Genomic DNA, 22,281 nt, shown 5'->3' with positions numbered 1-22,281 from the left:
ATGGCCTCGACCACCCTCGGCCCGCCGGCACTCGACCGGCGGGCCGCGCGGGCCGGCGCGCTCGCCGCCGGGGCGATGTTGCTCGGCGCGATGAGCCTGCTCGCCGTCGTCGAGGAGCTGACCGGGCGGGACGTGTTCGCCCTGCCCTTCGTCGCCTCGGCGGCCGTGGTCGCCATGGCGCCCCGCGCGCCGCTGGCCCGGCCTGCGGCGGTGCTGATCGGCTACGCGGCCAGTGCCCTCGTCGCGGCGGCGGTCACCGCCGCCGCCGACCCGTCGGTGTGGACGGCGACGGCTGCCGCCGTGGCCTCGCTCGTCACCATGCTGCTGCTGGCGGCCCCGCACGCGCCGGCCGCCGTCTGCGCCGCCTTCATCGGCCTGACCGGCCCCGACCTCCTCCACCCGCTCCACACGGTGCTGCCCGCCGTGCTGGTCGTGCTCGGCACGGCGCTGCTCGCCGGACGGCTGCTGCCTCCCTACGGCTACCCGCCGTCCTGGCGCTGATCCGCTGCCCGTCGGCCTCGATCAGCTCGCCCCTCTCCGGACCCGCACGGGTCCCGGGGCGGACGGACTCCGAACCCCGCCCTCTGGGGAGTACGGGGCCTCGCCCGGGCGGATCCGGGGCCGGCCGGGCGCAAAGGCGTCCGGCCGGCCCCGTCAGGGAGCCTCGACGCCGGAGATGCGGTACTTGTGCACCTCGGCGCCACGGATCGCCACCGCCTGCTCCTGGGCCGGCCCCGCACCCCGGAAGGCCAGCAGCTGCGCGTCGGACTCCCAGCGCTCGTAGACGTTGATCCGGCCCGGCTCGACCAGATCGGCGCTGATCGCGAAGTCGACGCAGCCCGGCGCGGACCGCGCCTGCCGGACGATCTCGACGCAGTCGGCGAGGTAGGCGTCCCGCTGGTCGGGGTCGACGTAGAGACTGCCGGCGACGATGAGCACTGGTGACCTCCAGGGTGCGGGCGGACGGCACGATCAGGCGCGGCTGATCGCGTTGGCGTGGATGGCCTCGCTCAGATACGCCGCCATCCCCGTCCTGATCCTCTCGAAGTACGCGGTGAACCGCTCGTCCGCCACGTACATGTCGGCCAGCCCCGTGTGGACCTCGTACGAGCACTCGTAGAACCAGCGGCTGATGAGCTGCCGGTGCTCCTCGGCCAGCTCCATCGCCGCCGGGCTGTCCGCCGGCGCGCCGGAGGACATCACCTCGACGAACCGCCGCCCCCAGTCCTCGTTCTCGGCCTTGTTCCGCAGCCAGTCGTCCTTGGTGTAGCGGGACACGCGCCGGTTCGACTCCCGGTACGCCTCGGTGCCGCCCCACCGCTGCTCGGCCTCCTCGGCGTATGCGTCCGGGTCGAAGTCGCCGAAGACCTCGAACCGCTCCTGCGGGGTCAGTGGAATGTTCAACTTGCTCGCCTCCATCGCGAACTCGATCGCCGTGACCATCTCCTGGAGCCTCTTGATCCGTACGGTCAGCAGCTCGTGCTGGCGGCGCAGGTGCGCCGCCGGGTCACTCGCCGGATCGTCGAGGATCGCGGCGATCTCCTCCAACGGGAACCCCAGCTCCCGGTAGTAGCGGATGTGCTGCAACCGCTCCAGGTCGGCGTCGTCGTAGCGCCGGTAGCCCGTGCTGCCGCGGCCACTGGGCGAGAGCAACCCGATCTCGTCGTAGTGGTGCAGCGTCCGCACGGTCACCCCGGCCGACTTCGCCACCTGTCCCACCGTGTACGCCATGGTTTCCCTCCCTTCCGCCAACGAGGCTCCCGCCTGCCGTTACGTGAGGGTCAAGCCCGATTCTGGACCGGCGGGCGGCGGCGCGTCGGCGGGACCGGTCAGGCCGGTGGCGGCGGGGTCTGCCGGTAGAGGCTGACCAGCACGCCGTAGCGGTCCTCGCCCTCGCCGGCTTCCTCGGCGGTGTCGAGCAGCTCGCTGAGCGCGGCGCCGAGCCGTTCGGCCTGGGCCGCGGTGAGGCGCAGGTGGCGCAGGTGCAGCAGCGGCTCGCCGGGTGCCGCGGAGACCTCCTCGGCCACCGCCCCGAGCATCGCGGCGGTCGCGGCGGCGTGGCCGGCCGCCACGCGCATCCGTCGGGCGCTGCGCTGGTAGTACTGCTCGGTGCCGCCGCGAACCTGGCGGGTGTGGGCGACGCGGACCATGTCGGCGTCGCGCAGCACCTTGAGGTGGTGGGCCACGTTGCCCTTGGCCGCGTCGAGCGCCGCCGCGAGCTGGCTGATGGTGGCGGGGCGCTGCCCGAGCGCGAAGAGCAGTCGCTGCCGCAGCGGGTGCCCGAGCGCCTTGAACTGCGCCGGGGTGGTGACCTCCAGCAGGTCGTCGAGCGGCTGCTCCGCGGGCGTCGGCGTCATACCGAAAGTGTCTATGTCTATTGACGCTTTGTCAAAGCGCTGCTCTACTGCGGACATGACAACCCTCGACACACGGGAACAGCCCGCATCGCAGATCGAGATCGCCGAGGTCGTCGAACGCACGGCCCGGCTGGTCGGCGAGCACTACGTCTTCGCCGACGTCGCGGCCCGGCTCGCCGGGCTGCTGCGGGCGGACACGGACCACCACCGGCAGGCGCACTCCTGGGCGGCGCTCGCCGACACGCTCACCCGGACGCTCCAGTCCGTCAACGGCGACCGCCACCTGGGGGTGAGGTTCCACGACCGGCCGCTGCCGGAGGACGGCGGGGATCCGCTCGCCGACTCGCTGCCCGGGATGGCCCGGGCCAGCCTGGGCGGCATCCACCGGGTGGAGCGGCTGCCCGACAACGTCGGGCTGGTGCGGATCGAGCCCGCGCTGTTCTCCCCCACGCTGGCCGGGGCGGCGATGACCGCCGCGCTGCGCCTGGTCGCCGACGCCGACGCCCTGATCCTCGACCTGCGCGAGACGATCGGCGGCGACCCGGAGATGGAGGCGTTGATCTGCGGGCACCTCTTCGACCGCCCGACGCACATCTACACCATGCGCCAACGCCACCTGCCCGACCGCCAGTTCTGGAGCCCCGCACCGCTGGCCGGAGCCCGCTTCGGCGGCGACCGGCCGCTGGCCGTCCTGACCAGCGCGACGACCTTCTCCGGCGGCGAGTCGCTCGCCTACGCGCTCCAGCAGCACGGCCGGGCCACGGTCGTCGGCGAGCGGACCGGGGGCGGCGCCCACCCACGGACGGGGTTCCCCCTCCACCCGCACCTGCACCTCTCGGTGCCGATCGCCAGCCCGGTCAACCCGGTCTCCGGCACCAACTGGGAGGGCACGGGCGTCGTTCCGGACGTCGAGGTGCCAGCGGCCGAGGCGCTCGACGCCGCCCACCGCACCGTCCTGCGCACCACCCCGCCATCACTCATCGTGACCTAGCGCCCCTCGTCACGCAGCGTCACGTCACGGCGGAGGACCGCACCGCCCCGTCGCTCCTTTGCTCTGCACCCATCACCGCACCATAGGTCTTGACCTGGGCATGTCCAATCAGCGGGCAGTTCGCGGGGTTCACGCAGCGTGCCTGGCGCGTCGATGGGTGCAGAGCAAAGCGCACGGAGGGGGTAAGTTTCGGCGACGCACGAAAGTAACGGAGAGTGGCGGCGAGGGCCGGCCAGACGGCGCTGGACCGGTGGCGGGAGTCCAGCCTGGGTCCGGGCAGGTGGGAGACCTACGCGTCAGCCGGTCAGGCCCACTCCTCGTCGGGGTCGCCGTACACGTCGGACGAAGAGGCCACCGCGACCGCGCGGTCGGTGAAGCCCGAGGCGGGTCCGTGTGACACAGGCGCAAGGGCCGGGCCGGGGCCAGGCGGCGCGGCGGCCGGGGCGGGATCCGGGGCGGGGTCGGACGGCACAGGCGCGGGGACCGGTGGGCCCCCGTGGGTCCACGGGGTCTCCTCGACGGCAGGAAAGGCCCCCGCCGGCATGAAGGAGTCCGACAGGGTGGTGTAGCAGAGCCGCTCCCCCACCTCGGGCACGGTGCCCGGCGGGGCCGTCAGCCCCCGGCCCATCCCGCCGGAGAGTTCCAGCACCACCTCGGTCTTGCCGTCCGCCGCCGGGGTCACGAAGACCACCTTGGCCTTCTGCGCCGGCCGGGCCGGCGAGTACAGCGTGGCGCCGACCGGCATCGGCACCGGCTCGGTGGTGACGACCTGGACGCGGGGGCGCAGCACCGGCCGCTTCCCGGTGTCGTCCACCCGCTTCGGGTCGGCCAGGGTCACCTCGCCCACGAACGCCTCGCCGGTCAGCCGGTGCTCCGCCATCACCAGCGGGTCGTCGTAGGCTCGCTGGACGGCGTACGAGGTCAGGGCCCGTTCCAGCCGGTGCAGCCGCTGGGCGGCGGCCACCGCCCCGTCGCGGCGGGGCTGCGGCGGGCCGTCCCCGTCGACGTGCTCGGCGTACCCGGTGAACGCGTCCTTGTCGCCGTCCCACCGGACGGCCACCCGGGCCCCCGGCGACAGGCCGCGCAGCAACCCCACGCCACGCCACATCAGCTCCCAGGTGGGCGCGAGCTGCTCGCGCAGCAGCCGCTCCAGCTCCGCGTACGCGCCGGCGCGCGCCTCCGGGTCGTCCTCGGCGGCGGCGTACGCGGCGATGGCCGGGGCGAGGCGGTGGTTGTCGAAGTCGGGGTCGGTGGCCGGCCCGGCGGGCGGGCACAGCGTCGGGTCCTCGGCCCGGGCCGCCGCCTCGGGGCCGGTGAGCCCGGCCGGCGGGTCGATCCAGCCGAGCAGCGCCGGCAGGTGCAGGTCCTCCACCACGCTCTGCCCGGTGGCCCAGTGCAGGGTCAGCGCGTCGGTCATCGCCACCAGCGCCGACGTGCCGGGATGCTCGGCCCGCTCGGCGAAGAAGGTCAGCCAGCGCCCGAGCACCGGCACCGACGGGTGCACCGGATGCTCGCCGTCGGGGCGGCGGAAGCGGGTGGAGCGGCCGAGCAGCCGCAGGAAGGTCACCCCGGCCGGGTTCGGCACCAGCAGCTGCGGGGCGTCGACGTACCGGTACCGCACGTCCCTGCCCCGGTCCACCGGCACCGCCTCGGCGACCCCCCGGAACCCGTCCAGGTACGGCAGCACGATCGCGGCCAGCTCGGCGGCGAACCGGTATCGCTGGTCGCGGTTGCGGGGCTGCGGCACGATCAGCAGCCGCGCCGCGTCGGACGCGTCGCCGACCAGCGCCGCCAGCGGGGCGTTCGCCTCGCCGGCCATCGCCAGCGGCACCAGCACCAGCGGGCGCTCGGCCAGGTGCAGGTGCCGCACGGTCGCCACCGGCTGGGCCACCCCGGCGGCGAGCGCCTGCGCCCTGGCGAGCGCGCGGAGCGTACTCATGCGGGGGTCCCGGTGAGGGCGTCGGCGCGCAACCGGGCGGCGGCCCGCAGCAGTGCGGCGGCCTCCTCCTGCCCCGGCTCCGGCGTGCGCTCGCCGGCGGCCAGCGCCAGCGCCTCGCCGACGTCCGCGATCCCGCCCAGCGCCTCCCGGACCGGCCGGCCCAGCGCCCCGCTGTGGCCGCGCGCCTCGTGCCGGCAGAAGTACGCCAGCTCGCAGGCCGCCAGGCACTCCGGCGCGTAGCGGGCCTCCACCCGGGACAGCGCGGCGAGCAGCGCCGCGGGCTCGGCGGCCAGGTCGGCGGTGAAGTCCTCGGGCACGGCGGCCAGCAGCGCGTCGAGCCGGGCCATCCGGTCGAGCTGTCGGCGCAGCACCAGCAACTGCTTGCGCACGTCGACCAGGCTGGCCACCGGCTGGTTGGCGAAGTCCCGCGGGCAGACCAGCACCACGTCGTGCGACACCAGCTCGGTGTCGTGGCCGGCGGAAGCGAGCAGCTCGCGCAGGGCCAGCACGTAGACGGCGGCCTGGGTCGCGGCGGCGGACACCTTGGCCGCGTCGGCCTGACCGTCGACCACCGGGAACGACTTGATCTCGACCACGTGGAACCGGCCGGCGAGCCGGGCGGCGACCAGGTCCGGCTCCAGGTGCACCCGGCGGCCGGCGACGTCCAAACCGAGCAGGGGATGGTCGAACAGCGCGGCGACGTCGCCCGTCCCGTCGCCGGGCGTGGCGCCGGTCAGCAGCTCGGCGGAGCGCCGGTGCCGGGCTGCCGTGTCGTCCTCGACGCCGTCGCCGAGGTCCGTCCAGGTCGCCGCCGCCGGCACCGGTACGCCCAACCGCTCGGCGACCAGCCGCAGCAGCTCGGCCCCGCCGTCGGCCTTGACCTGCGCCTCGAAGGCGTTGCCGCGGGTAATGGCGAACCGGGACTGCCCGAACCGGGCGGGGAAACCGATCCGCTCGGCCAGCTTCGGCTTGTCCACCCCGGCGCCGTCCAGCACGGCCCGCCGGGTGCAGCCCGGGTTGCCGGTCAGCGCGGCGATGGTGCGGGCGTTGTGCCGCCTGGGTGGCACGCCGCCGCGGATCGCCGCCAGTCGCTCCTCGCTGCTCGTCACGATCCGCCACGATAGGCGGTCCCCGCCGGTCGCGCCGGGCGACGCCCCGGCGGGAGGGCGCGGGACGCCGCCCGGTGTGCGCGTGCCCGGCCAAGCGAGCCGGAGCCGTCAGGCCGAGCCGGAGAGACCGGCCAGGAGCGCGAAGCCGCCACAGCAGACCACGCCGAGCACGAGGAGGGTAACCAGCAGGATGCTGTAGTTCGACCACATCCCGAACTTCGTCACGTCGGTGCCGTGCCCGTCGTGGACGCGGTTGCGCCACCCGCCGAAGCGGAACGACAGGTGGTGCACCGCGCCGGGATGGGCAACGAGCGCGGTGGTCATCACGGGAATGCCCATGAAGTCTGTGTAGCGGACGTCGTGCGGGCCCGCCGGGACGGCCACGTGCCAGGTGCCCTCGCCGGGAATCGGCACGACCTGGCGGTCGACCTTGAATTTGCTGGTCGAGGGGGCGGGAACGAGGTACGGCCCGCGGTTGACCGAGACGGCCAGCACGGCGTGGCCCGGGGGCGGCGGGATCGGGTGGGGGTAGGCGACCAGCGGGGTGACCGCGCCCGGCCCCGGGGGGTACGACGGGTGAGGGGGATACGACATCGCCACATCCTGGCATGCCCCAGCACGCGGTCCGGGCGCGCGCTGTCGGTCCGGCTGACGCCGGCACCCACGGGTTCACGCGGCGGTCAACGGCCGGAGGAGCGGTTCCAGGGCGAGCGGGGCAGGGCGGTGCCGGCCGTCGGGCGGCGGTCTCGGCGACGCCGGCGGCGCCCCGGGGTGCAGGGCGGCCGGGAGACGGTGTGCACGGGCGCCGGGACGAACCGGGGTCAGGAGCGGGAATTCCGGGCGGACGGCACGGCCGACAGCCCGCGCAGGAAGGCCAACCCCTCGACGGCGAGCGCATCGGGGCCGGTGGTGAGCGGTCGCCACACGGACATCGGCACGGCCAGGGCCGGCGCCGTGAACGACTCGATGCTCAGCTGGCCGGTGTAGCCGATGTCCGCGAGGGCGGCCAGCATCGCCGGCCAGTCGAGGTGGTCCCCGCCGGGCGCGCCGCGGTCGTTGCCGCAGACCTGCATGTGGGCGAGCCGGTCTCCGGCCGTCCGGATGGCCGCCGGCAGGTCGCGTTCCTCGATGTTCAGGTGGAAGGTGTCCAGCGCGAGTCCCAGGCCGTCGACCCCGTCGACCACCTCCAACGCCTGCTCGACGGTGTTGAGCAGGCTGGTCTCGAACCGGTTGAGCGGTTCGAGGGCGATCGTGACGCCCCGCTCGGCGGCCTCGGCGGCCAGCGGCCGGAGCCGGTCCACGAGGCGCGCCGTGGTGGCGCGCCGCGCGTCCGGGTCGAGCAGCCAGGTCCGACCGGCCGGCGCGTAGAGCGGGCCGGCCACGACGGCGGCCCCCACCTGGCTCGCGGCCCGCAGGCAGCGCCGGACGAAGTCCTCGGCGAGCCCGACGACCTGCTCGTCGTCGGCGAGCAGGTCGTGGTCGGGCAGCAGGCCGGCGCAGACGGCGGGGGCCAGGTCCAGCCCGGCGAGCAGTTCCGCGGCCACCGTGGGATCCCAGTCGCCCGGGGCCTGGATGGGCAGCTCGACGGCGTCGAAGCCCCACGCCTTGATCCGTGGGGCGAGTCGGGCGAGCGCGTCGTCGGTAAGCGGCGCGACCCACGCCCACGTGTTGATGCCGATCTTCATGGCTGCCCTCTCGCCCTCCACCGTCGACGGGATCCGTCGACTGTAGAGGATCATGAGGGTGCCAGGGCCGGCCGACAGCGGGGCATCCGCTCGTCGGGGACGAGCGGATGCCCCTGCCGGGTCCGTGGCCCGCCCGTCGCGACGGCAGGCTCGCGCAGGCACCACGGGCCGACGATGAGTACGGCGGTGTCAGTCGTCGCTCATCTGCCGGTCCCAGTCGTCGCGCTTCTGCTCGCCGGAGTCGTCGCCCTTGTCCTGACCCCAGTCGTCACCCTTGTCCTGACCCCACTCGTCGCGACCCGAGTGGTCGCCCTTGTCCTGACCCCACTCGTCACCCTTGTCCTGGCCCCAGTCGTCGCGCTTCTCGTCGCCCTTGTCCTGGCCCCAGTCGTCGCGCTTCTCGTCGCCCTTGTCCTGGCCCCAGTCGTCACGCTTGTCGTGGTCCCGCTCGTCGCTCTTGATCTGGCCCCGGATCTCGCCGTTCGGGTACTTCTTCGTGTGCACGTTGGCGTACGTGACGCCGGCCTCGATCGCGTCGACCAGTTCGTCGAACTCCCCGGGCTCGATGCCCTGGTCGGCGGGGCCCACCACGTCAGCGGGCCTGATGGTCCCCTCGATCTTGGCGGGGGAGGCGGGGCAGGCCTGGACGCCCTGTGGCTTGCCACCCTTCGCGTCCTTGAGGTTCGAGCAGAGGAAGGCGGCGATACCGCCGCTCTGGTGTCTTCCTCCGAAGTGGATGTGCGCCTGCTCGACGTCCTTCAGGTCGTCGTAGCTCAGCCGCCACTTGATCTCCTTGTTCCGTTCGTCGATGTGCGCCTCGAACCGGCCCGAACCGGGCGTGGAGATCGTGAGCGGGTCCTCCTGGTAGCCGCTGAGCCTCGCCCGCACGGTGTCCTCACCGTGCCGCGAGTCGTCCCAGTCCCACGAGTTCTGCGACTCTCGCGACTCGTGCCGGTCCCGCGAGTCGTCCCGTCCGTCGCCCATGGCGGCGTTTCCGACGGCGACCGCCGCCACCGCCGCGCCGGCCGCCACCGCAACTGCCCACAGTCGAGTACGTCCCACCATCACTGCTGCTCCTTCCTAGGCGATGCCTGGCCCAAGCTGACGGACGGCCGTCGACCGATCCGTCGGAGGCGCAGGCGGAAGGCGCCGTTCAGCCGGGAACGGAGTCACGATGCGCGACGGCACTCAGGCTGAGCAGGCGCCCCTATGGTGAAATTGTCCCATATTCCCCATATGCCGTCGCGGCTTCCCCGATCCGACCGTGAGAGACTTTCGCGACCTGTGGACCACCTGCGCTGGCCCTGCGGCGCTTGGACAGGCAAGAGCCCCCTGTACCCCGATGGGGTGACAGGGGGCTCTTGCTCCCCGAGGTCAGCTCGTCGCCTGAGCGACCTCCGGCTTCAGACCGGGCACCTCGGCGGGGAGCCAGATGGGCTGCCAGTCCTTCATCTCGTGGAAGCGGCGCAGCTCGAACAGCCCCGAGAGCGCCCCGGCCCAGGCGTCGTACGGGGGGTTCTGCTCGTCGAAGCCGGACTGCACGAAGGTCAGCTTCGTCTTCCCCTGCGACTCGGCCAGCTCCCAGGTGCTGACGCCGATCGGGCCCCAATCGACCGACAGCCTGCGGCCGGGCTCCAGGTCGACGACCTTGGCGGCGTGACCGGACTCGAAGCCGCCCATGGCGTAACGGCCGCCGACCCAGGGCTCGATGCCGATCGGGTAGCCGAACCAGGCGCTCGCCTGCGCGGAATCGGTCAGCGACTCGTACACCTTGGCCGCCGGCGCGTCGATCAACATCTCGCCGCGCATCTCGGCGGAGGTGAAGTCGACCTTCGGCAGCAGCGAATCGCCCTCCAGGTGGGCGGCCAGGTTGGCGAGCGACAGGCTCCAGAAGGTCTGCAGCACGCCGCGGATGCCGCCGCCGCTCATCGCCGCGGCGAAGTCGAAGTGGCTCTGGGTCAGCGTGAGAACCGTGCTGTCCGGCCCCTCGGCGCGCAGGTCGAACTCGGTGGTGGTCTCGACCCCGTCGAGCAGCCAGGCGAAGCGCAGCGTGTTGTCGTCGACGTGCAGCAGCCGCTGGTGCGGCGCGTCGCCCTCGGGGGTGTGCCGGCCCCAGAACTCGTACCGGTGCGGCAGCTCGACCTCGGCGTGCTCGGCGAGCCAGACGCGCAGCTCGGCCGGGTCGGTCAGGGCGCGACGGACGGTGGCGACCGGCGCGGCGAGGCGGACGGGCAGCTTCATCGGTTCACTCACGGTCTTTCCCCTTCGGATAACAGGCCACGGCGAGCTTGAAGGCGTCGCCCTCGGCGCCCCCGTAGCGCGTGAAAAGGTCCTGCAGGGTCGTCTGCAGGTCGTGCAGGAACTGCTGGCGTTGCTCCGCCGGCACCCGGATCTCGCCGGCCACCCCCACCGAGGGGAGTTCGGGGGCGGCGCGGTCCAGCCCGGCGATGTCGGCCTGGACCTCCTCCATCAGGTCCAGCAGGTAGCCGAGGCTCAGCTCGTCGCGGGCCCGGCGCAGGCCGATCCGGCCGACGAGCCGGGGCGACAGCCAGTAGGACCGGGCGGCGGCCTGGTAGATGCCCTCCGTGATGCCGCGGACCTTGCGCTCGCTGACCTGCTCGACCAGCCCGGCGGCGACGAGCTGTTTGACGTGGTAGTAGACGCGCTGCGGGGTCTGCTCCAGCCGGGCGGCGACCTCGGTGCAGGTGCGCGGCTCGGCCAGTTGCCGCAGCACCTCGACGCGCTGCGGCTTGAGCAGGGCCTCGGCCTGCTCCATCTGCTCCAGGTACAGGACATCTCTCATAACAAAAATCAGTTTGTACGTACAAAACTTGTTTGTCAATGGGTTCGACGAAAGCCGCGCCGGCCGGCCGGCGCGGCTTTCGTCCGGATCAGGGCAGCCAGTCGGGGCGCAGCGGGTAGCCGCTCGCCCCCTCCGGGTCGTTGCGGGTGGCCAGCACCTGGTGCAGCTGGATGCCGTTACGCTCGAACGCCAGCCGGGAGCCGGCCATGTAGAGGCCCCACACCCGGGCCGTGCCCGGCCCCACCTCGGAGACGCAGAAGTCCCAGTGCTCCACGAGGTTGCGGCACCAGCCGGCCAGCGTCAGCGCGTAGTGCCGGCGCAGGTTCTCCTCGTGCTGCACCTCCAGGCCGACATCGTGGATCTCGCTGACCACCCGCCCCGGGCCGGCCAGCTCGCCGTCCGGGAAGACGTACCGGTCGATGAACGCGCCCGAGCGGTGCGGCGCGTGATTGTCGGCCCGCGTGATGCAGTGGTTGAGCAGCCGCCCGTCCGGCCGCAGCCGGTCCCGCAGCGCGGCGAAGTAGGCCGGGTAGTTGCGCACCCCGATGTGCTCGGTCAGCCCGATCGAGGAGACCGCGTCGAACTGCTCGCGCGGCGCGTCCCGGTAGTCGAGGTGGCGCACCTCCGCCAGGCCGGTCAGCCCCTCCCGCTCGATCGCCGCCCGAGCCCACTCGGCCTGCGCCCGGGACAGGGTCACCCCGAGCGCCCTGACGCCGTACTCGCGGGCCGCGTGCCGGACCATCCCGCCCCACCCGCAGCCCACGTCGAGCAGGCGCATCCCGGCCTTGAGCGCGAGTTTCTGCGCCACCAGGTCGTACTTCGCCGCCTGGGCCTGCTCCAGCGTGTCGTCGGGCGAGCGGAAGACCGCGCAGGTGTACGTCATCGACGGGCCGAGCACCTTCTCGTAGAAGGCGTTCGAGACGTCGTAGTGGTGGGAGATCGCCGTGCTGTCCCTGATCCGGGAGTGCCGCAGCCCGTTCACCATCCGCTTCCAGCGCGGCTGCGCCTCCTGCGGCGGAGGCGGCGGCGGCATCAGCCGCTCCCAGCCCAGCCCCCGGACCAGAGCCAGCGCCTCGGCCAGCGGGGGCGTACGCAGCCGCAGCTCGTCCTTGAGCACCCGCAGCGCCTCGTACGGGTCGCCCGGGTGCACGCCCTGCAACGCCAGGTCGCCGCTGACGTACGCCCGGGCCATGCCCAGGTCGCCAGGGGCGGTGAGCAGGTAGGTCAGGCCCCGCTCGGAACGGATCGACAGGGTGATCCCGGCGTCGGCCGGGCCCACCGCGCTGCCGTCGTACCCGGTGACCCGCACCGGAAGGCCCCCGGTGGTCAACGCGCGGACGACGTCCGCCACGCGCGGACCCGGGCGCCGGCCCCCCGCCGGCGGGGAGGCGGGAGCGCTCGCCGCTCCCTGGTCTCGATCGGTCAGGCTCATTCTCGCGCTACCGCCTTCTCGTACAGTCCCGTGAGCCGGTGGTCCGGGTCGTAGCGGTCCTTCACCGCGCGCCACGTCGCGCCGCCGTAGAGCCGGTCGAAGGATTCCCGGTCGTAGTACGCGTCGGAGTAGAGCGACTTGTGCCCGCCCAGCTCCGACACCATTCGCTCGATCACCCGGTTGACGTCGCCGTCGGCGGCGCCGCCCGCGATCGGCACGCTCCCCCAGAAGCCGAGGTTCACATAGTCCTGCCCCGGCCTGAGGGGATACAGCGGCCAGGCGCGGGCCGATTCCGGGCCGGCCGGCTCACGCAGCCGCAGCGGGCACAGCCAGACCGGGGTCATCCCCACGGCCCGGGCGAACCAGCGCAGAAACTCCGCCGTCCGGTCCAGCGGGATCTCCACGTCCTGCACCACCCGCTCGCGTGCCGGCTGGCCGCGCAGCCGGTCGATCCGGGCGGCCACGCCGTGCCGGTGCTCCAACCGGACCAGCCGGTGGTAGACGTCGCTGCGCCGCCACCGCGCCGGCCAGATCCGCCGGACCAGGGGGTGCTGCACGCCGAACGCCGCCGAGCACCAGAACCAGTCGGTGTCCCAGCGCCAGAGATAGTCGTACGTGGTCAGGGCGTCGTGCGTGCGGCGGCGCAGCGACCGGTAGTAGATGTCCTGACCCGTGTAGTCGCTGGCGTGCGGGGCGTCGTCGGTGAAGGTGCCGAGCGTCAGGTACGCCTCGCCGGGGCTGAACATCACCCCGTCCATCGCGTCCACGGCCTCGCCCGCCCAGGAGCGGGTCGCGGTCACCTCGGCGACCGCGTCGGTGAGGGCCTCCAGCCGGGTGAACCGGACGTTGCGCAGGGCCACGAAGCGGCGTACGGGCTGCAGCTCGATACGCAGCCGGGTGGCGTAGCCGAGACTGCCGAGCGAGTTGGGGAAGGCCGCGAAGAGGTCGGCGTGCTCGCCCTCCGGGCGGGCCGTGACGACGTCGCCGGCCCCGGTGAGCACGTCCAGCTCCACCACCGACTCGTGCGGCAGCCCGTTGCGGAACGAGGTCGACTCGATGCCGAGCCCGGTGACCGCCCCGCCGAGGGTGATGGTGCGCAGTTGCGGCACCACCAGCGGCATCAGCCCGTGCGGCAGGGTCGCGTCGACCAGGTCCTCGTAGGCGCACATGCCCTGCACGTCGGCGGTGCGGGCCACCGGGTCCACATCGAGCACACCGGTGAGGCCGCTGACGTCCAGCCCCGGCGCGCGCGGGGCGGACCGGGGGCGGAACAGGTTGGAGGTGCGCTTGGCGAGCCGGACCGGTTCGCCCGCGGGCACCGCCGCGTACGACCGTCGCAGCTGGGCCACCGCGCCGTCGTGGTCGACCGGGTGATGATCCACACGCACCGCGCACATGAGATCACTGTACGCGCCCGGAGGTGAAAGTCGTGGGATGTCCACGGTGGCGTTCCGCAGCCGGTGCGAACCCCACGGGCCGCAGGCGTCGGCGGATCCCCGAGGGGCCGGGGCGGGGCATGATGGACGCCGTGCTGCCGCTGCTCCACTCCCTGCCGGCCGAACCGCGCCCCGGCTGCGGCGAGACGACGAGCCGGCTGGCACCCCCCGCACTGCGCCCGTACGTCCTCGGCTACGGAGGCTTCCGCACCGTCGTCGACGGGTACCTGCGGCGCCGGATGCTCCCGCTCAACCTCACCACGGTGATCGTGGACTTCGCCGGCACGGGCGGCTGGGTGACTGGCCCGCGCAGCGCCCACGCGGTGCACGAGCTGGCCGAGTGGCGGCACGGGGTGGCGCTCGGCCTGACGCCGGCCGGGGTGTCCGCGCTGCTGGGCGTACCCGTGCCGGAGCTGGTCGGCGCGACCGTGAGCCCGGATACGCTGCTCGGCCGCCGGGCGTACGAGCTGGCGGACCGGCTGGGTTCGGCGCCGGACTGGCCGGCGCGGTTCGCGCTGCTGGACGAGCTGCTGGCGGCTTGGCTGCGGCCCGACCGGACGTCGGGCGACGCGGTGACGCGCGCCTGGTGGCGGCTCCAACGGCCCGGGCGGGCGGTGGGCGAGGTGGCCGCGGGCGTGGGCATCAGCCGGCGCGGCCTGGAGCTGGGGTTCCGGCGGCACATCGGCATGCCGCCCAAGACCGTGGCGCGCATCGCCCGCCTGCAGCACGCCGTGCACCGGCTGGGTCGGCCCGGCGCCACGCTCGCCCTGGCCACCGACTGCGGGTACGCCGACCAGCCGCATCTCAGCCGCGAGGTCCGGGCCATGACCGGGCTCACGCCGACCGAGCTGTTCGCATTCCTTCAAGACCTGCGGCGGCCGGCTGGTTAGCGTGCCGTGCCATGACGTTGAGCGGAAAGACAGCGATCGTGACCGGAGGCTCGCGCGGGATCGGGCGGGCCGTCGTGCGGCGCCTCGCCCGGGACGGGGCGACCGTCGTGTTCAGCTACCGGGAGAACAGGGCCGCCGCCGACGAGCTGACCGGCGAGCTGGACCGGGTCATCGCGGTGCGCGCCGACCAGGCCGACCCGAGCAGCCTCGACGCGCTGTTCGCGGCGGTGCCCGACGGCCTGGACATCCTGGTCAACAACGCGGCGACCAACCAGCGGGTGCCGATCGCCAAGACGACCGGCGAGGACTTCGACCGGGTGATGACGGTCAACGCGAAGTACCCGCTGTTGGCCGTGGGACGCGCCGCCGGGGTGATGCGCGACCACGGCCGCATCATCAACATCTCCACGCTCAACACCGTGGTGCCGGCGCCCGGCCACGCCCTGTACTGCGCGAGCAAGGCGGCACTGGAGCAGTTCACCGCCGTCGCGGCACGCGAGCTGGGCGGCCGGGGCATCACGGTCAACACGGTCTCGCCGGGCGCGACCGACACCGACCTGCTGCGCGACAGCAACCCGCCCGACGCCCTGGCCCAGACGTCGGCGTTCACCGCGCTGGGTCGGCTCGGCCGGCCCGAGGACATCGCCGATGTGGTGGCGTTCCTCGCCGGACCGGACGCGCGCTGGATCACCGGGCAGAACATCCGGGCCACCGGCGGGCTGCTGCTCTGACTGGCTGGTGTCCATCCAGGTCGCCGTCCATCGACGAGTGGCTACCCGCGCGTCGGGGCGCGGCCTAGTCTTGCGGCATGCCGAAAGCCATCTGGAACGACGTGGTCGTGGCCGAGAGCGACGACACCGTGCTGGTGGAGGGGAACCACTACTTCCCGCGCGCCGCCCTGCGCGACGACCTGATCCGCGAGTCCGACACGCACACCGTCTGCCCGTGGAAGGGCACCGCCTCCTACTACACGCTCGACCACGACGGGAAGAGCAGCCCCGACGCGGTCTGGTACTACCCCGACCCGAAGCCCGAGGCGGAGATGGTCCGCGACCGGGTGGCCTTCTGGAAGGACGTCCGGGTCGTCGACTGAGCCGACGCCCACCGCCCCGGCCGCGCCCGGCACGCCGTCGGCCCGGTCACCTGACCGAGGGCCCGGAGGCCGGGAGCGGTGGAGGCTCGGCCGACCTCAGCCCCGGTAGCTCCACGCCCGCCGGCCCCCGGCGACCACGGGGACCGGCACCGGCGGCGCCTCGCCGCGGCAGCGCAGCAGCAGCGACAGCACGGCCGCCCCGATCGACAGCGCTCCGGCCGCGTACCAGGCCGGCGCGTAGTCGCCGAGCCGGTCGCGGACCAGCCCGGCCCCGGTGGCGGCGAGGGCCGCGCCGACCTGGTGCGCGGCGAAGACCCAGCCGAAGACCACCGCGCCGGACGCGCCGAAGTACTCCCGGCACAGCGCCACCGTGGGCGGCACCGTGGCGACCCAGTCCAGCCCGTAGAAGACGATGAAGACCAGCATGCTCGGCTCGGCCGTGGCCGCGAAGAGCCCCGGCAGCACCAGCAGTGAGCCGCCGCGCAGCGCGTAGTAGGCGCCCAGCAGCAGCCGACTGTCCACCCGGTCGGTCAGCCAGCCCGAGGCGACCGTACCGACGATGTCGAAGAGCCCGACCAGCGCCAGCAACCCGGCGGCGGTGGTCTGCGGCATCCCGTGGTCGTGCGCGGCCGGCACGAAGTGCGTGCCGACCAACCCGTTGGTGGTCGCGCCGCAGATCGCGAAGCCGCCGGCCAGCAGCCAGAACGGCCGGGTCCGGGCCGCCTGCGCCAGCACGCCGAGCGCCCGCGCCGCCGCCCCGCCGGCCGGCGGAGTCGGGGGCACGACCACGGTCGCCCCGTAGGCGGGCAGTCCGAGGTCCGCCGGGTACTCGCGCAGCAGCCACACCACCAGCGGTACGACCGCCAGCGCCGCCCCGGCGACCACGAGCGCCGCCGACCGCCAGCCGTGCTCCGCGACGAGCACGGCGACCAGCGGGAGGAAGACGAGTTGGCCGGCCGCGCCGCCGGCGGTGAGCACGCCGGTGACCAGGCCCCGGCGGTGGACGAACCAGCGCCCGGTGACGGTCGCCACGAACGCCAGCGCCATCGATCCGGTGCCGAGCCCGACCAGCACGCCCCAGCAGAGGACCAGCTGCCAGCTCGCGGTCATGAAGACGGTCAGCCCGCTGCCCGCCGCGACCAGCAGCAGCGCGCCGGCGACCACCCGACGGATGCCGAACCGGTCCATCAGCGCGGCGGCGAACGGCGCGGTGAGCCCGTAGAGCAGCAGGTTGACCGAGACCGCGGCGGAGATGGTGGCCAGCGGCCAGCGAAACTCGGCGTGCAGCGGGTGCAGCAGCACCGAGGGGGTGGCGCGGAAGCCGGCCGCGCCGACCAGCGCGACGAACGCGACGGCGGCGACGGTCCAGGCCGGGTGCAGGCGACGAGGTCGGGTCACGGGTCGAGTCTGCGGATCGGTCCCGCCCACGACGAGTGGCCGGAAAGCCATCATGCGCAATAATCGGGCCATGACCGTCCGTCCGCACCGGATCGCGGTGCTCGCCACCGACGAGGTCGTCGGCCTCGACCTGGGCACCCCCGCCCAGGTCTTCGGCACCGCGCGCGACACCGACGGCGTGCCGCTGTACGAGGTCGACGCCTGCACCGCCGACGCCCGCCCGGTGCGCAGCACCGCCGGCTACCAGGTGCTCCCCGACCACGGGCTGGAACTGCTGGAGGCCGCCGACACGGTGGTCGTCCCCGGCATCCACGGTGGGCGGCCGATGCGCGACGGCACGCTCGACCCGGCGATGACGGACGCGCTGCGGGAGGCGTACGCGCGCGGCGCGCGGATCATGTCCATCTGCACCGGCGCGTTCGTGCTGGCCGCCGCCGGGCTGCTCGACGGCCGCCGGGCCACCACCCACTGGGCGTACGCCGACCGGTTCCGGCGGCTGCACCCGGCGGTGGACCTCGACCCGGACGTGCTCTTCATCGCCGACGACCGGGTGCTCACCTCGGCCGGGGTGGCCGCCGGGATCGACCTCTGCCTGCACGTCATCCGCACCGACCACGGCAGCGAGGTGGCCAACCGGGCGGCCCGACGCTGCGTGGTCCCGCCGTGGCGCGACGGCGGGCAGGCCCAGTACATCGAGCGTCCGGTGCCGAAGGCGGCCGACGCGGGCACCGCCGGGGCGCGGGAGTGGGCCCGGCAGCGGCTGCACGAGCCGGTCAGCCTGCGCGACCTGGCCGAACAGGCCCAGATGAGCGTACGCACCTTCACCCGGCGCTTCCGCTCGGAGACCGGGATGAGCCCGGCGCAGTGGCTGCTCCAGCAGCGCACCGACCACGCCCGGCTGCTGCTGGAGACCACCGACCTCACCGTCGACCAGGTCGCCCGCAGCTCCGGCTTCGGCACCGCCGCAGCGCTCCGCCAGCGGCTGCACCAGCGCATCGGCGTCGCCCCGTCGACCTACCGGCGCACCTTCCGCCGCCCCTGACCCCGCACCTCGCCCCCGCCGCCGGGTCAGTGCGTGCGGAGCATGCGGAGCTGCGCCAGGTGCTTCGGCAGGTGGACGCGGGTGTGCAGGTCGAGGGTGCGACCCCAGGGCAGGGTGTCGTCGACGACCAGGTCGAAGCCCTCGCGCAGGTGGGTGTCGACCGGGGTCTCCGCCGCCGGGCCGAGCCGCTCGGTCAGCGCGCAGAGCTTCTGGCTGGTGGCCCGCAGCAGGGTGGCCAGCCCGTCCAGCCCGCCGCACTCGGCGACCAGCGCGTCGACCTGCGGACGGTGGATGGTCTCCAGGTCGTAGTAGGCGAACGGGGAACCCGCGATGACCGCCTCGGTCGCCTCGGTCATCAACTCGTCGTTGGCGGCGAGGTGGGCGACGATCTGCTCGGCGCTGAGCTGCCCGGCCGGCGGCGGCCCGAACCCGCCCGCGTCGATCTCCGCCAGCACCTCCTCGTACGCGCCTCGCAACGCCCTGCTGTCCATGCCCTCAGTCAATCCCGCTCCGGCCCGTCCGGCCCGGCGTTCCCGCGCGTGGTTCACCCGGACGGGGCCGGGCCAGCGGGTCGGCCGGGTCAGCGGCGGCGGGGCTGGCGGGCGCGCAGGTAGTCGGAGACGACGTACTCGCCGAGGTCCTCCAGGTCAGGGGTGAACATGCGGCCCTTCGACCGGCGGGCCACCGCGTCGACGAAGCGGCGCAGGCCGGGGTCGTCGCCGAGCATGAAGAGGTTGAGCGTGGCGCCGTAGCGGGTCAGCCGGTCCACCTCGCGGACCGTCGCCTCGATCGTCTCCGGCAGCGGCGGCCAGTGGAACATCGCCTCCCCGTCGTCGGGATCCAGGTGGGCCGTCGGCTCCCCGTCCGTCACCACCAGCACCACCGGCTCGGCGTCCGGGTGCCGCCGCAGGTGCCGGCCGGCCAGCCGCAGCGCGTGCTGGAGGTTCGTGCCCTGCTGCATGTCCGGCTCGACGGCCGCCAACTCCTGCTGGGTCAGCGGCAACGCCTCCCGGCCGAAGCCGACGATCTGCAACGCGTCCTGCGGGAACCGGGTGGCCATCAGGTGCGCCAGCGCCAGCGCCGTCTGCTTCATCGGGCCCCACCGGCCCTGTGAGATCATCGAGTAGGAGAGGTCGACGCAGAGGGCCACCGCCGCCGACGCCCGCCGCTCGGTCTCCACCACCTCGAAGTCCTCTACGGCCAGTCGCACCGGCACGCCCGTACCCGCGCGGCGGACCGCCCGGGTCAGCGTGCGGACCACGTCCAGGGGCTGTTCGTCCCCGTACTCCCACGGCCGGGAGCCGCCGCTGACCTCGCCGGCGGCGCCCGCCGAGCGCAGGTCGTGCTGGCCGCGCGGCCCCGCCGTCAGGTCGGCGAAGACCCGCCGCAGCGCGGTGCCGCCGAGGCGGCGCAGCGCCTTCGGGCTCAGGGTCAGCCCGTCGGCGTCCCGGCTGACCCAACCCTGCCGGCGCAGTTCCCGCTCCAGCTGCTGCAACCGGCGTACGTCGTCGGCGGCGTCCCGGCCCAGCGTCCGGGCCACCGCGTCGACGTCGACGTCGTCCAGGGTGGCGCCCGGGTGCTCCTGGTCGAGCTGGTCGAGCAGCTCGTCCAGTTCGGCGATCTCGCCGAGCGCGCCGGCGGCCTCGCCGTAGCCGAGCGGCCGCTCGCCGCGCACCCGCTCGCCGCCGCCCCGGTGCAGGTCCGGCCGGAGCGCACGGAGGTTGGCGTCCAGCGCGGCCAACTCCCCGGCGAGCCGGTCGCCGAGCGACTGCCGCATCAGGCCGGCCAGTTCCTCCCGCTGCCGGTCGGACAGCGAGCGCAGCAGCCGCTCCCCGGCGGCCGACCGGCGGGCCAGCACGTCGACCAGCTCGTCGACGTCGGCCGGCTGCTCCGGGAAGAACTCGCCGTGCCGGCGCATGAACTCGGCGAACGCGTCGGTGGTGTCCTCGGACCGGGCGTGCCGGGCCAGCAGGTCGTTCAGGTCGCGCATCATCTCGGCCAGCCGCCGCTGGGCGGCCGGGTCCGCCGAGGCGCGCACCGCGTCCCGCAGGCCGGCGAAGCGCTGGCCCAGCACGTCGTCGCGGAGCCCGTCCAGGATCCGCTGGTACGTCCGGCGCGCCTCGTCGCTGGCCCACCGGTAGCCCGCCAGCTCCTCCACCGCCCGGGCGGTCGAGCGGGGCAGGTTGTCCAGCACCGCCTCGGCGAACCGCGCGGCGTCGCCGTCGCGCCCCCGCAGCTCGTCCCGCTCGGCGGCGAGCGCCTGGTCGAGCAGGGCCCGGGCCCGGGTGACCGCCCCGTCCAGGTCGCCCCGACGCAGCGCCTCCCGGCGCAGCCGCCTCGCCCGGGCGGCCAGGTCGTCGAGGCCGCCGCGCCCCCGCGGGCCCCGGCGCAGCAGGTCGCGCAGCGCCTCCCGGAGGCTGCCGCCGGCCAGCACCTCCGCGCCGACGGCGTCCACCGCGCCCCGCACGTCGTACGGAGGCGCGAGCGGGTCAGGGCCGCCCCGCCACTGCCCGTACCGGAACCGGTTGCCGGCCATGCTCAGGCCCGACCGCCGTAGCGGGTCCGGCCGGAGTCGGTGACGTCCTTGCCGAGGCGGCGGGTCAGGTGCAGCCCTTCCAGCACGAACTCCACGCCGGCGGCGGCCTCCTCCGGAGTCGGCGCGTCACCCATGCCGAGCCGGTCCAGCACCTTGGCCAGCCCGGGCACGGTGCCCACCTGGCGCAGCAGCTCGGCCGAGCCGACCAGCTCGCCGGTCTCGATCACCGCGTCCTCGTCGACCAGGGCGGTGAAGCCCGACAGGTCCAGCCCGGCCAGCCGGGCCCGGAACGTCTCGGCGGTCGCCGTCCGCAGCAGGTGACCGAGGATCTCGACCTCCCGCCCCTCCTCGCCGCTCTCGAACTCGACCTTGCCCCGCAGGGTGGAGGTCACCGACACCGCGTCCCCCACCCGGGCCACCGGCGCCTCCGATGAAAGGAAGGGCACCTTGCTATCGCTTTCGGTTGTATAGGGGGCCCTTCCTAACACCTCGGGCGGGTGGGGGGTGGCGGCGAGAAGGCCGGCGCGGCGCAGCGCGGCGGCGGCGACCGTCTCGGCGGCGGCGATCGCGAACCGGGCGGAGACGCCGGAGCGCGGGTCCACCGACGGCGACTCCCGCACCGCGCGGGCGAACCGCGCGAGGACCTCCAGCAGGTGCTCCGGCACCTCGGCGACCAGGTCGGCCTCCTGCCGGATCAGGGCCAGCTCCAGGTCGAGGTCGGCCGGATAGTGGGTGCGCACCTCGGCGCCGAAGCGGTCCTTCAGCGGGGTGATGATCCGGCCCCGGTTGGTGTAGTCCTCCGGGTTGGCGCTGGCCACCAGGAACAGGTCCAGCGGCAGCCGCAGCTGGTAGCCGCGGACCTGGATGTCCCGCTCCTCCAGCACGTTGAGCAGCGCGACCTGGATCCGCTCGGCCAGGTCGGGCAGCTCGTTGACCGCGAAGATGCCCCGGTTGGTGCGCGGCACGAGACCGAAGTGGATGGTCTCGGGATCGCCGAGGGTACGCCCCTGGGCGATGCGGATCGGGTCGACGTCGCCGATCAGGTCACCGACGCTGGTGTCCGGGGTGGCCAGCTTCTCGCCGTAGCGCATCGAGCGGTGCAGCCACGCGACCGGCAGGTCGTCGCCGGCCTCGGCGACCAGCGCCCGGGACGCCGGGGTGAGCGGGTGCAGCGGGTGCTCGTTGAGCACCGAGCCGGCGATCACCGGGGTCCACTCGTCGAGCAGCCCGGCCAGCGAGCGGATGAGCCGGGTCTTGCCCTGGCCCCGCTCGCCGAGCAGCACCATGTCGTGCCCGGCGAGCAGCGCCCGCTCCACCTCGGGCAGCACCGTGTCGTCGTAGCCGACGATGCCGGGAAAACGGTCGGCGCCGGAGCGCATCCGGGCCAGGAGGTTGTCGCGGAGTTCCTGCTTGACCGTGCGGTACGCGTGGCCGGCCGCCCGCAGCGCGCCGAGCGTGCCGGGCAGGTCGGCCGGTGGGACCGGGGTAACCGGGGAAGGCGCAGTCACCCGACCAACGCTAGCTCACGGAGACGGGGCGCCCGGTCCGTCGACCGGGCGCCCCCGCCGTC

At 74.1% G+C, this 22,281-nt stretch carries 22 protein-coding genes; 6 read left to right on the top strand and 16 right to left on the bottom strand.

The genetic code is table 11. The features are described 5' to 3' along the window. Entirely contained in the window at positions 1-501 is a 501-nt protein-coding gene (locus ACGF5C_RS06570; protein ID WP_393297321.1) for an HPP family protein, read from the top strand. A gap of 153 nt (positions 502-654) precedes the next feature. Here ACGF5C_RS06570 and ACGF5C_RS06565 read toward each other — a convergent pair whose 3' ends face one another. The 3 genes from ACGF5C_RS06565 to ACGF5C_RS06555 all read right to left on the bottom strand — a co-directional run bounded on the left by ACGF5C_RS06565 (position 655) and on the right by ACGF5C_RS06555 (position 2,357). After that, positions 655-939, bottom strand: a complete 285-nt coding sequence (locus ACGF5C_RS06565) for a putative quinol monooxygenase (RefSeq protein ID WP_393297318.1) — start codon at positions 937-939, stop codon at positions 655-657. Positions 940-972: 33 nt separating this feature from the next. Next, positions 973-1,731 (bottom strand): MerR family transcriptional regulator, encoded by a 759-nt coding sequence (locus ACGF5C_RS06560; RefSeq protein ID WP_393297315.1) that lies wholly within the window; start codon positions 1,729-1,731, stop codon positions 973-975. 98 nt (positions 1,732-1,829) lie between these two features. After that, positions 1,830-2,357 (bottom strand): ArsR/SmtB family transcription factor, encoded by a 528-nt coding sequence (locus tag ACGF5C_RS06555; RefSeq protein WP_393297312.1) that lies wholly within the window; start codon positions 2,355-2,357, stop codon positions 1,830-1,832. 55 nt (positions 2,358-2,412) lie between these two features. On the opposite strand from ACGF5C_RS06555, the gene ACGF5C_RS06550 reads away from it, so the two are divergent. Beyond that, entirely contained in the window at positions 2,413-3,348 is a 936-nt protein-coding gene (locus ACGF5C_RS06550) for a S41 family peptidase (RefSeq protein WP_393297309.1), read from the top strand. A 304-nt stretch (positions 3,349-3,652) separates the two neighbouring features. Here the strand turns inward: ACGF5C_RS06550 and ACGF5C_RS06545 are convergent, their stop codons facing one another. The 9 genes from ACGF5C_RS06545 to ACGF5C_RS06505 form a co-directional block, all read right to left on the bottom strand. Next, positions 3,653-5,287: a hypothetical protein gene (locus tag ACGF5C_RS06545; RefSeq protein ID WP_393297307.1), complete on the bottom strand. Its 1,635-nt coding sequence runs from the start codon at positions 5,285-5,287 to the stop codon at positions 3,653-3,655. Next, on the bottom strand, positions 5,284-6,396 hold the full coding sequence (locus ACGF5C_RS06540) for a hypothetical protein (protein ID WP_393297304.1): 1,113 nt from the start codon (positions 6,394-6,396) through the stop codon (positions 5,284-5,286). The genes ACGF5C_RS06545 and ACGF5C_RS06540 overlap by 4 nt, the downstream gene beginning before the upstream one ends. Before the next feature lie 108 nt (positions 6,397-6,504). Beyond that, on the bottom strand, positions 6,505-6,990 hold the full coding sequence (locus ACGF5C_RS06535) for a hypothetical protein (protein WP_393297302.1): 486 nt from the start codon (positions 6,988-6,990) through the stop codon (positions 6,505-6,507). Positions 6,991-7,217: 227 nt separating this feature from the next. Further along, on the bottom strand, positions 7,218-8,081 hold the full coding sequence (locus ACGF5C_RS06530; protein ID WP_393297299.1) for a sugar phosphate isomerase/epimerase family protein: 864 nt from the start codon (positions 8,079-8,081) through the stop codon (positions 7,218-7,220). Positions 8,082-8,270: 189 nt separating this feature from the next. Next, positions 8,271-9,146 carry a CHRD domain-containing protein gene (locus ACGF5C_RS06525; RefSeq protein WP_393297297.1) on the bottom strand — a complete coding sequence of 292 codons (876 nt, stop codon included), beginning with the start codon at positions 9,144-9,146 and terminating at the stop codon, positions 8,271-8,273. Between the two features lie 309 nt (positions 9,147-9,455). Further along, a complete protein-coding gene (locus tag ACGF5C_RS06520) occupies positions 9,456-10,334 on the bottom strand; it encodes an SRPBCC family protein (RefSeq protein ID WP_393297295.1) in 879 nt (292 codons plus the stop codon). Then, the gene (locus ACGF5C_RS06515) at positions 10,327-10,884 is read right to left on the bottom strand and encodes an ArsR/SmtB family transcription factor (RefSeq protein WP_393297293.1); all 558 of its coding nucleotides are present in this window, start codon (positions 10,882-10,884) and stop codon (positions 10,327-10,329) included. Before ACGF5C_RS06515 ends, ACGF5C_RS06520 begins: the two co-directional genes overlap by 8 nt. Before the next feature lie 88 nt (positions 10,885-10,972). Further along, entirely contained in the window at positions 10,973-12,316 is a 1,344-nt protein-coding gene (locus ACGF5C_RS06510) for a class I SAM-dependent methyltransferase (RefSeq protein WP_393297291.1), read from the bottom strand. Continuing rightward, the gene (locus tag ACGF5C_RS06505; protein WP_393297289.1) at positions 12,313-13,713 is read right to left on the bottom strand and encodes an FAD-binding oxidoreductase; all 1,401 of its coding nucleotides are present in this window, start codon (positions 13,711-13,713) and stop codon (positions 12,313-12,315) included. Before ACGF5C_RS06505 ends, ACGF5C_RS06510 begins: the two co-directional genes overlap by 4 nt. Positions 13,714-13,844: 131 nt before the next feature. Here ACGF5C_RS06505 and ACGF5C_RS06500 point away from each other — a divergent pair, with 131 nt between their 5' ends. The 3 genes from ACGF5C_RS06500 to ACGF5C_RS06490 all read left to right on the top strand — a co-directional run bounded on the left by ACGF5C_RS06500 (position 13,845) and on the right by ACGF5C_RS06490 (position 15,735). Then, positions 13,845-14,642, top strand: a complete 798-nt coding sequence (locus ACGF5C_RS06500; RefSeq protein ID WP_393297287.1) for a helix-turn-helix domain-containing protein — start codon at positions 13,845-13,847, stop codon at positions 14,640-14,642. Between the two features lie 11 nt (positions 14,643-14,653). Further along, complete coding sequence (locus tag ACGF5C_RS06495; RefSeq protein WP_393297285.1) at positions 14,654-15,373, top strand: SDR family oxidoreductase; 720 nt, start codon at positions 14,654-14,656, stop codon at positions 15,371-15,373. Between the two features lie 77 nt (positions 15,374-15,450). After that, on the top strand, positions 15,451-15,735 hold the full coding sequence (locus ACGF5C_RS06490; RefSeq protein ID WP_393297284.1) for a DUF427 domain-containing protein: 285 nt from the start codon (positions 15,451-15,453) through the stop codon (positions 15,733-15,735). A gap of 96 nt (positions 15,736-15,831) precedes the next feature. Here the strand turns inward: ACGF5C_RS06490 and ACGF5C_RS06485 are convergent, their stop codons facing one another. Then, positions 15,832-17,133: an MFS transporter gene (locus ACGF5C_RS06485; RefSeq protein WP_393297282.1), complete on the bottom strand. Its 1,302-nt coding sequence runs from the start codon at positions 17,131-17,133 to the stop codon at positions 15,832-15,834. A gap of 52 nt (positions 17,134-17,185) precedes the next feature. Here ACGF5C_RS06485 and ACGF5C_RS06480 point away from each other — a divergent pair, with 52 nt between their 5' ends. Continuing rightward, positions 17,186-18,175 (top strand): GlxA family transcriptional regulator, encoded by a 990-nt coding sequence (locus ACGF5C_RS06480; protein WP_393297280.1) that lies wholly within the window; start codon positions 17,186-17,188, stop codon positions 18,173-18,175. Positions 18,176-18,201: 26 nt separating this feature from the next. On the opposite strand, the gene ACGF5C_RS06475 is transcribed toward ACGF5C_RS06480, so the two are convergent. The 3 genes from ACGF5C_RS06475 to ACGF5C_RS06465 form a co-directional block, all read right to left on the bottom strand. Beyond that, on the bottom strand, positions 18,202-18,666 hold the full coding sequence (locus ACGF5C_RS06475) for a hypothetical protein (RefSeq protein WP_393297278.1): 465 nt from the start codon (positions 18,664-18,666) through the stop codon (positions 18,202-18,204). An 89-nt stretch (positions 18,667-18,755) separates the two neighbouring features. Continuing rightward, a complete protein-coding gene (locus ACGF5C_RS06470) occupies positions 18,756-20,711 on the bottom strand; it encodes a VWA domain-containing protein (protein ID WP_393297276.1) in 1,956 nt (651 codons plus the stop codon). Positions 20,712-20,713: 2 nt separating this feature from the next. Beyond that, on the bottom strand, positions 20,714-22,219 hold the full coding sequence (locus ACGF5C_RS06465; RefSeq protein ID WP_393297274.1) for a magnesium chelatase: 1,506 nt from the start codon (positions 22,217-22,219) through the stop codon (positions 20,714-20,716). Positions 22,220-22,281: the final 62 nt, after the last annotated feature.

Origin of the sequence: Micromonospora sp. NPDC047620 (genome assembly GCF_043205005.1) — a bacterium.
Taxonomy (GTDB): Bacteria; Actinomycetota; Actinomycetes; order Mycobacteriales; family Micromonosporaceae; genus Micromonospora.
This window is presented reverse-complemented; position numbering and strand designations above follow the sequence as displayed.

Coding starts and splice junctions, on each gene's coding strand:
- ACGF5C_RS06475 (WP_393297278.1), bottom strand. CDS start 18,666: ATGGACAGCAGGGCGTTGCGAGGCGCGTACGAGGAGGTGCTGGCGGAG.
- ACGF5C_RS06535 (WP_393297302.1), bottom strand. CDS start 6,990: ATGTCGTATCCCCCTCACCCGTCGTACCCCCCGGGGCCGGGCGCGGTC.
- ACGF5C_RS06515 (WP_393297293.1), bottom strand. CDS start 10,884: ATGAGAGATGTCCTGTACCTGGAGCAGATGGAGCAGGCCGAGGCCCTG.
- ACGF5C_RS06570 (WP_393297321.1), top strand. CDS start 1: ATGGCCTCGACCACCCTCGGCCCGCCGGCACTCGACCGGCGGGCCGCG.
- ACGF5C_RS06555 (WP_393297312.1), bottom strand. CDS start 2,357: ATGACGCCGACGCCCGCGGAGCAGCCGCTCGACGACCTGCTGGAGGTC.
- ACGF5C_RS06495 (WP_393297285.1), top strand. CDS start 14,654: ATGACGTTGAGCGGAAAGACAGCGATCGTGACCGGAGGCTCGCGCGGG.
- ACGF5C_RS06550 (WP_393297309.1), top strand. CDS start 2,413: ATGACAACCCTCGACACACGGGAACAGCCCGCATCGCAGATCGAGATC.
- ACGF5C_RS06545 (WP_393297307.1), bottom strand. CDS start 5,287: ATGAGTACGCTCCGCGCGCTCGCCAGGGCGCAGGCGCTCGCCGCCGGG.
- ACGF5C_RS06525 (WP_393297297.1), bottom strand. CDS start 9,146: ATGGTGGGACGTACTCGACTGTGGGCAGTTGCGGTGGCGGCCGGCGCG.
- ACGF5C_RS06560 (WP_393297315.1), bottom strand. CDS start 1,731: ATGGCGTACACGGTGGGACAGGTGGCGAAGTCGGCCGGGGTGACCGTG.
- ACGF5C_RS06505 (WP_393297289.1), bottom strand. CDS start 13,713: ATGTGCGCGGTGCGTGTGGATCATCACCCGGTCGACCACGACGGCGCG.
- ACGF5C_RS06510 (WP_393297291.1), bottom strand. CDS start 12,316: ATGAGCCTGACCGATCGAGACCAGGGAGCGGCGAGCGCTCCCGCCTCC.
- ACGF5C_RS06480 (WP_393297280.1), top strand. CDS start 17,186: ATGCGCAATAATCGGGCCATGACCGTCCGTCCGCACCGGATCGCGGTG.
- ACGF5C_RS06530 (WP_393297299.1), bottom strand. CDS start 8,081: ATGAAGATCGGCATCAACACGTGGGCGTGGGTCGCGCCGCTTACCGAC.
- ACGF5C_RS06470 (WP_393297276.1), bottom strand. CDS start 20,711: ATGGCCGGCAACCGGTTCCGGTACGGGCAGTGGCGGGGCGGCCCTGAC.
- ACGF5C_RS06490 (WP_393297284.1), top strand. CDS start 15,451: ATGCCGAAAGCCATCTGGAACGACGTGGTCGTGGCCGAGAGCGACGAC.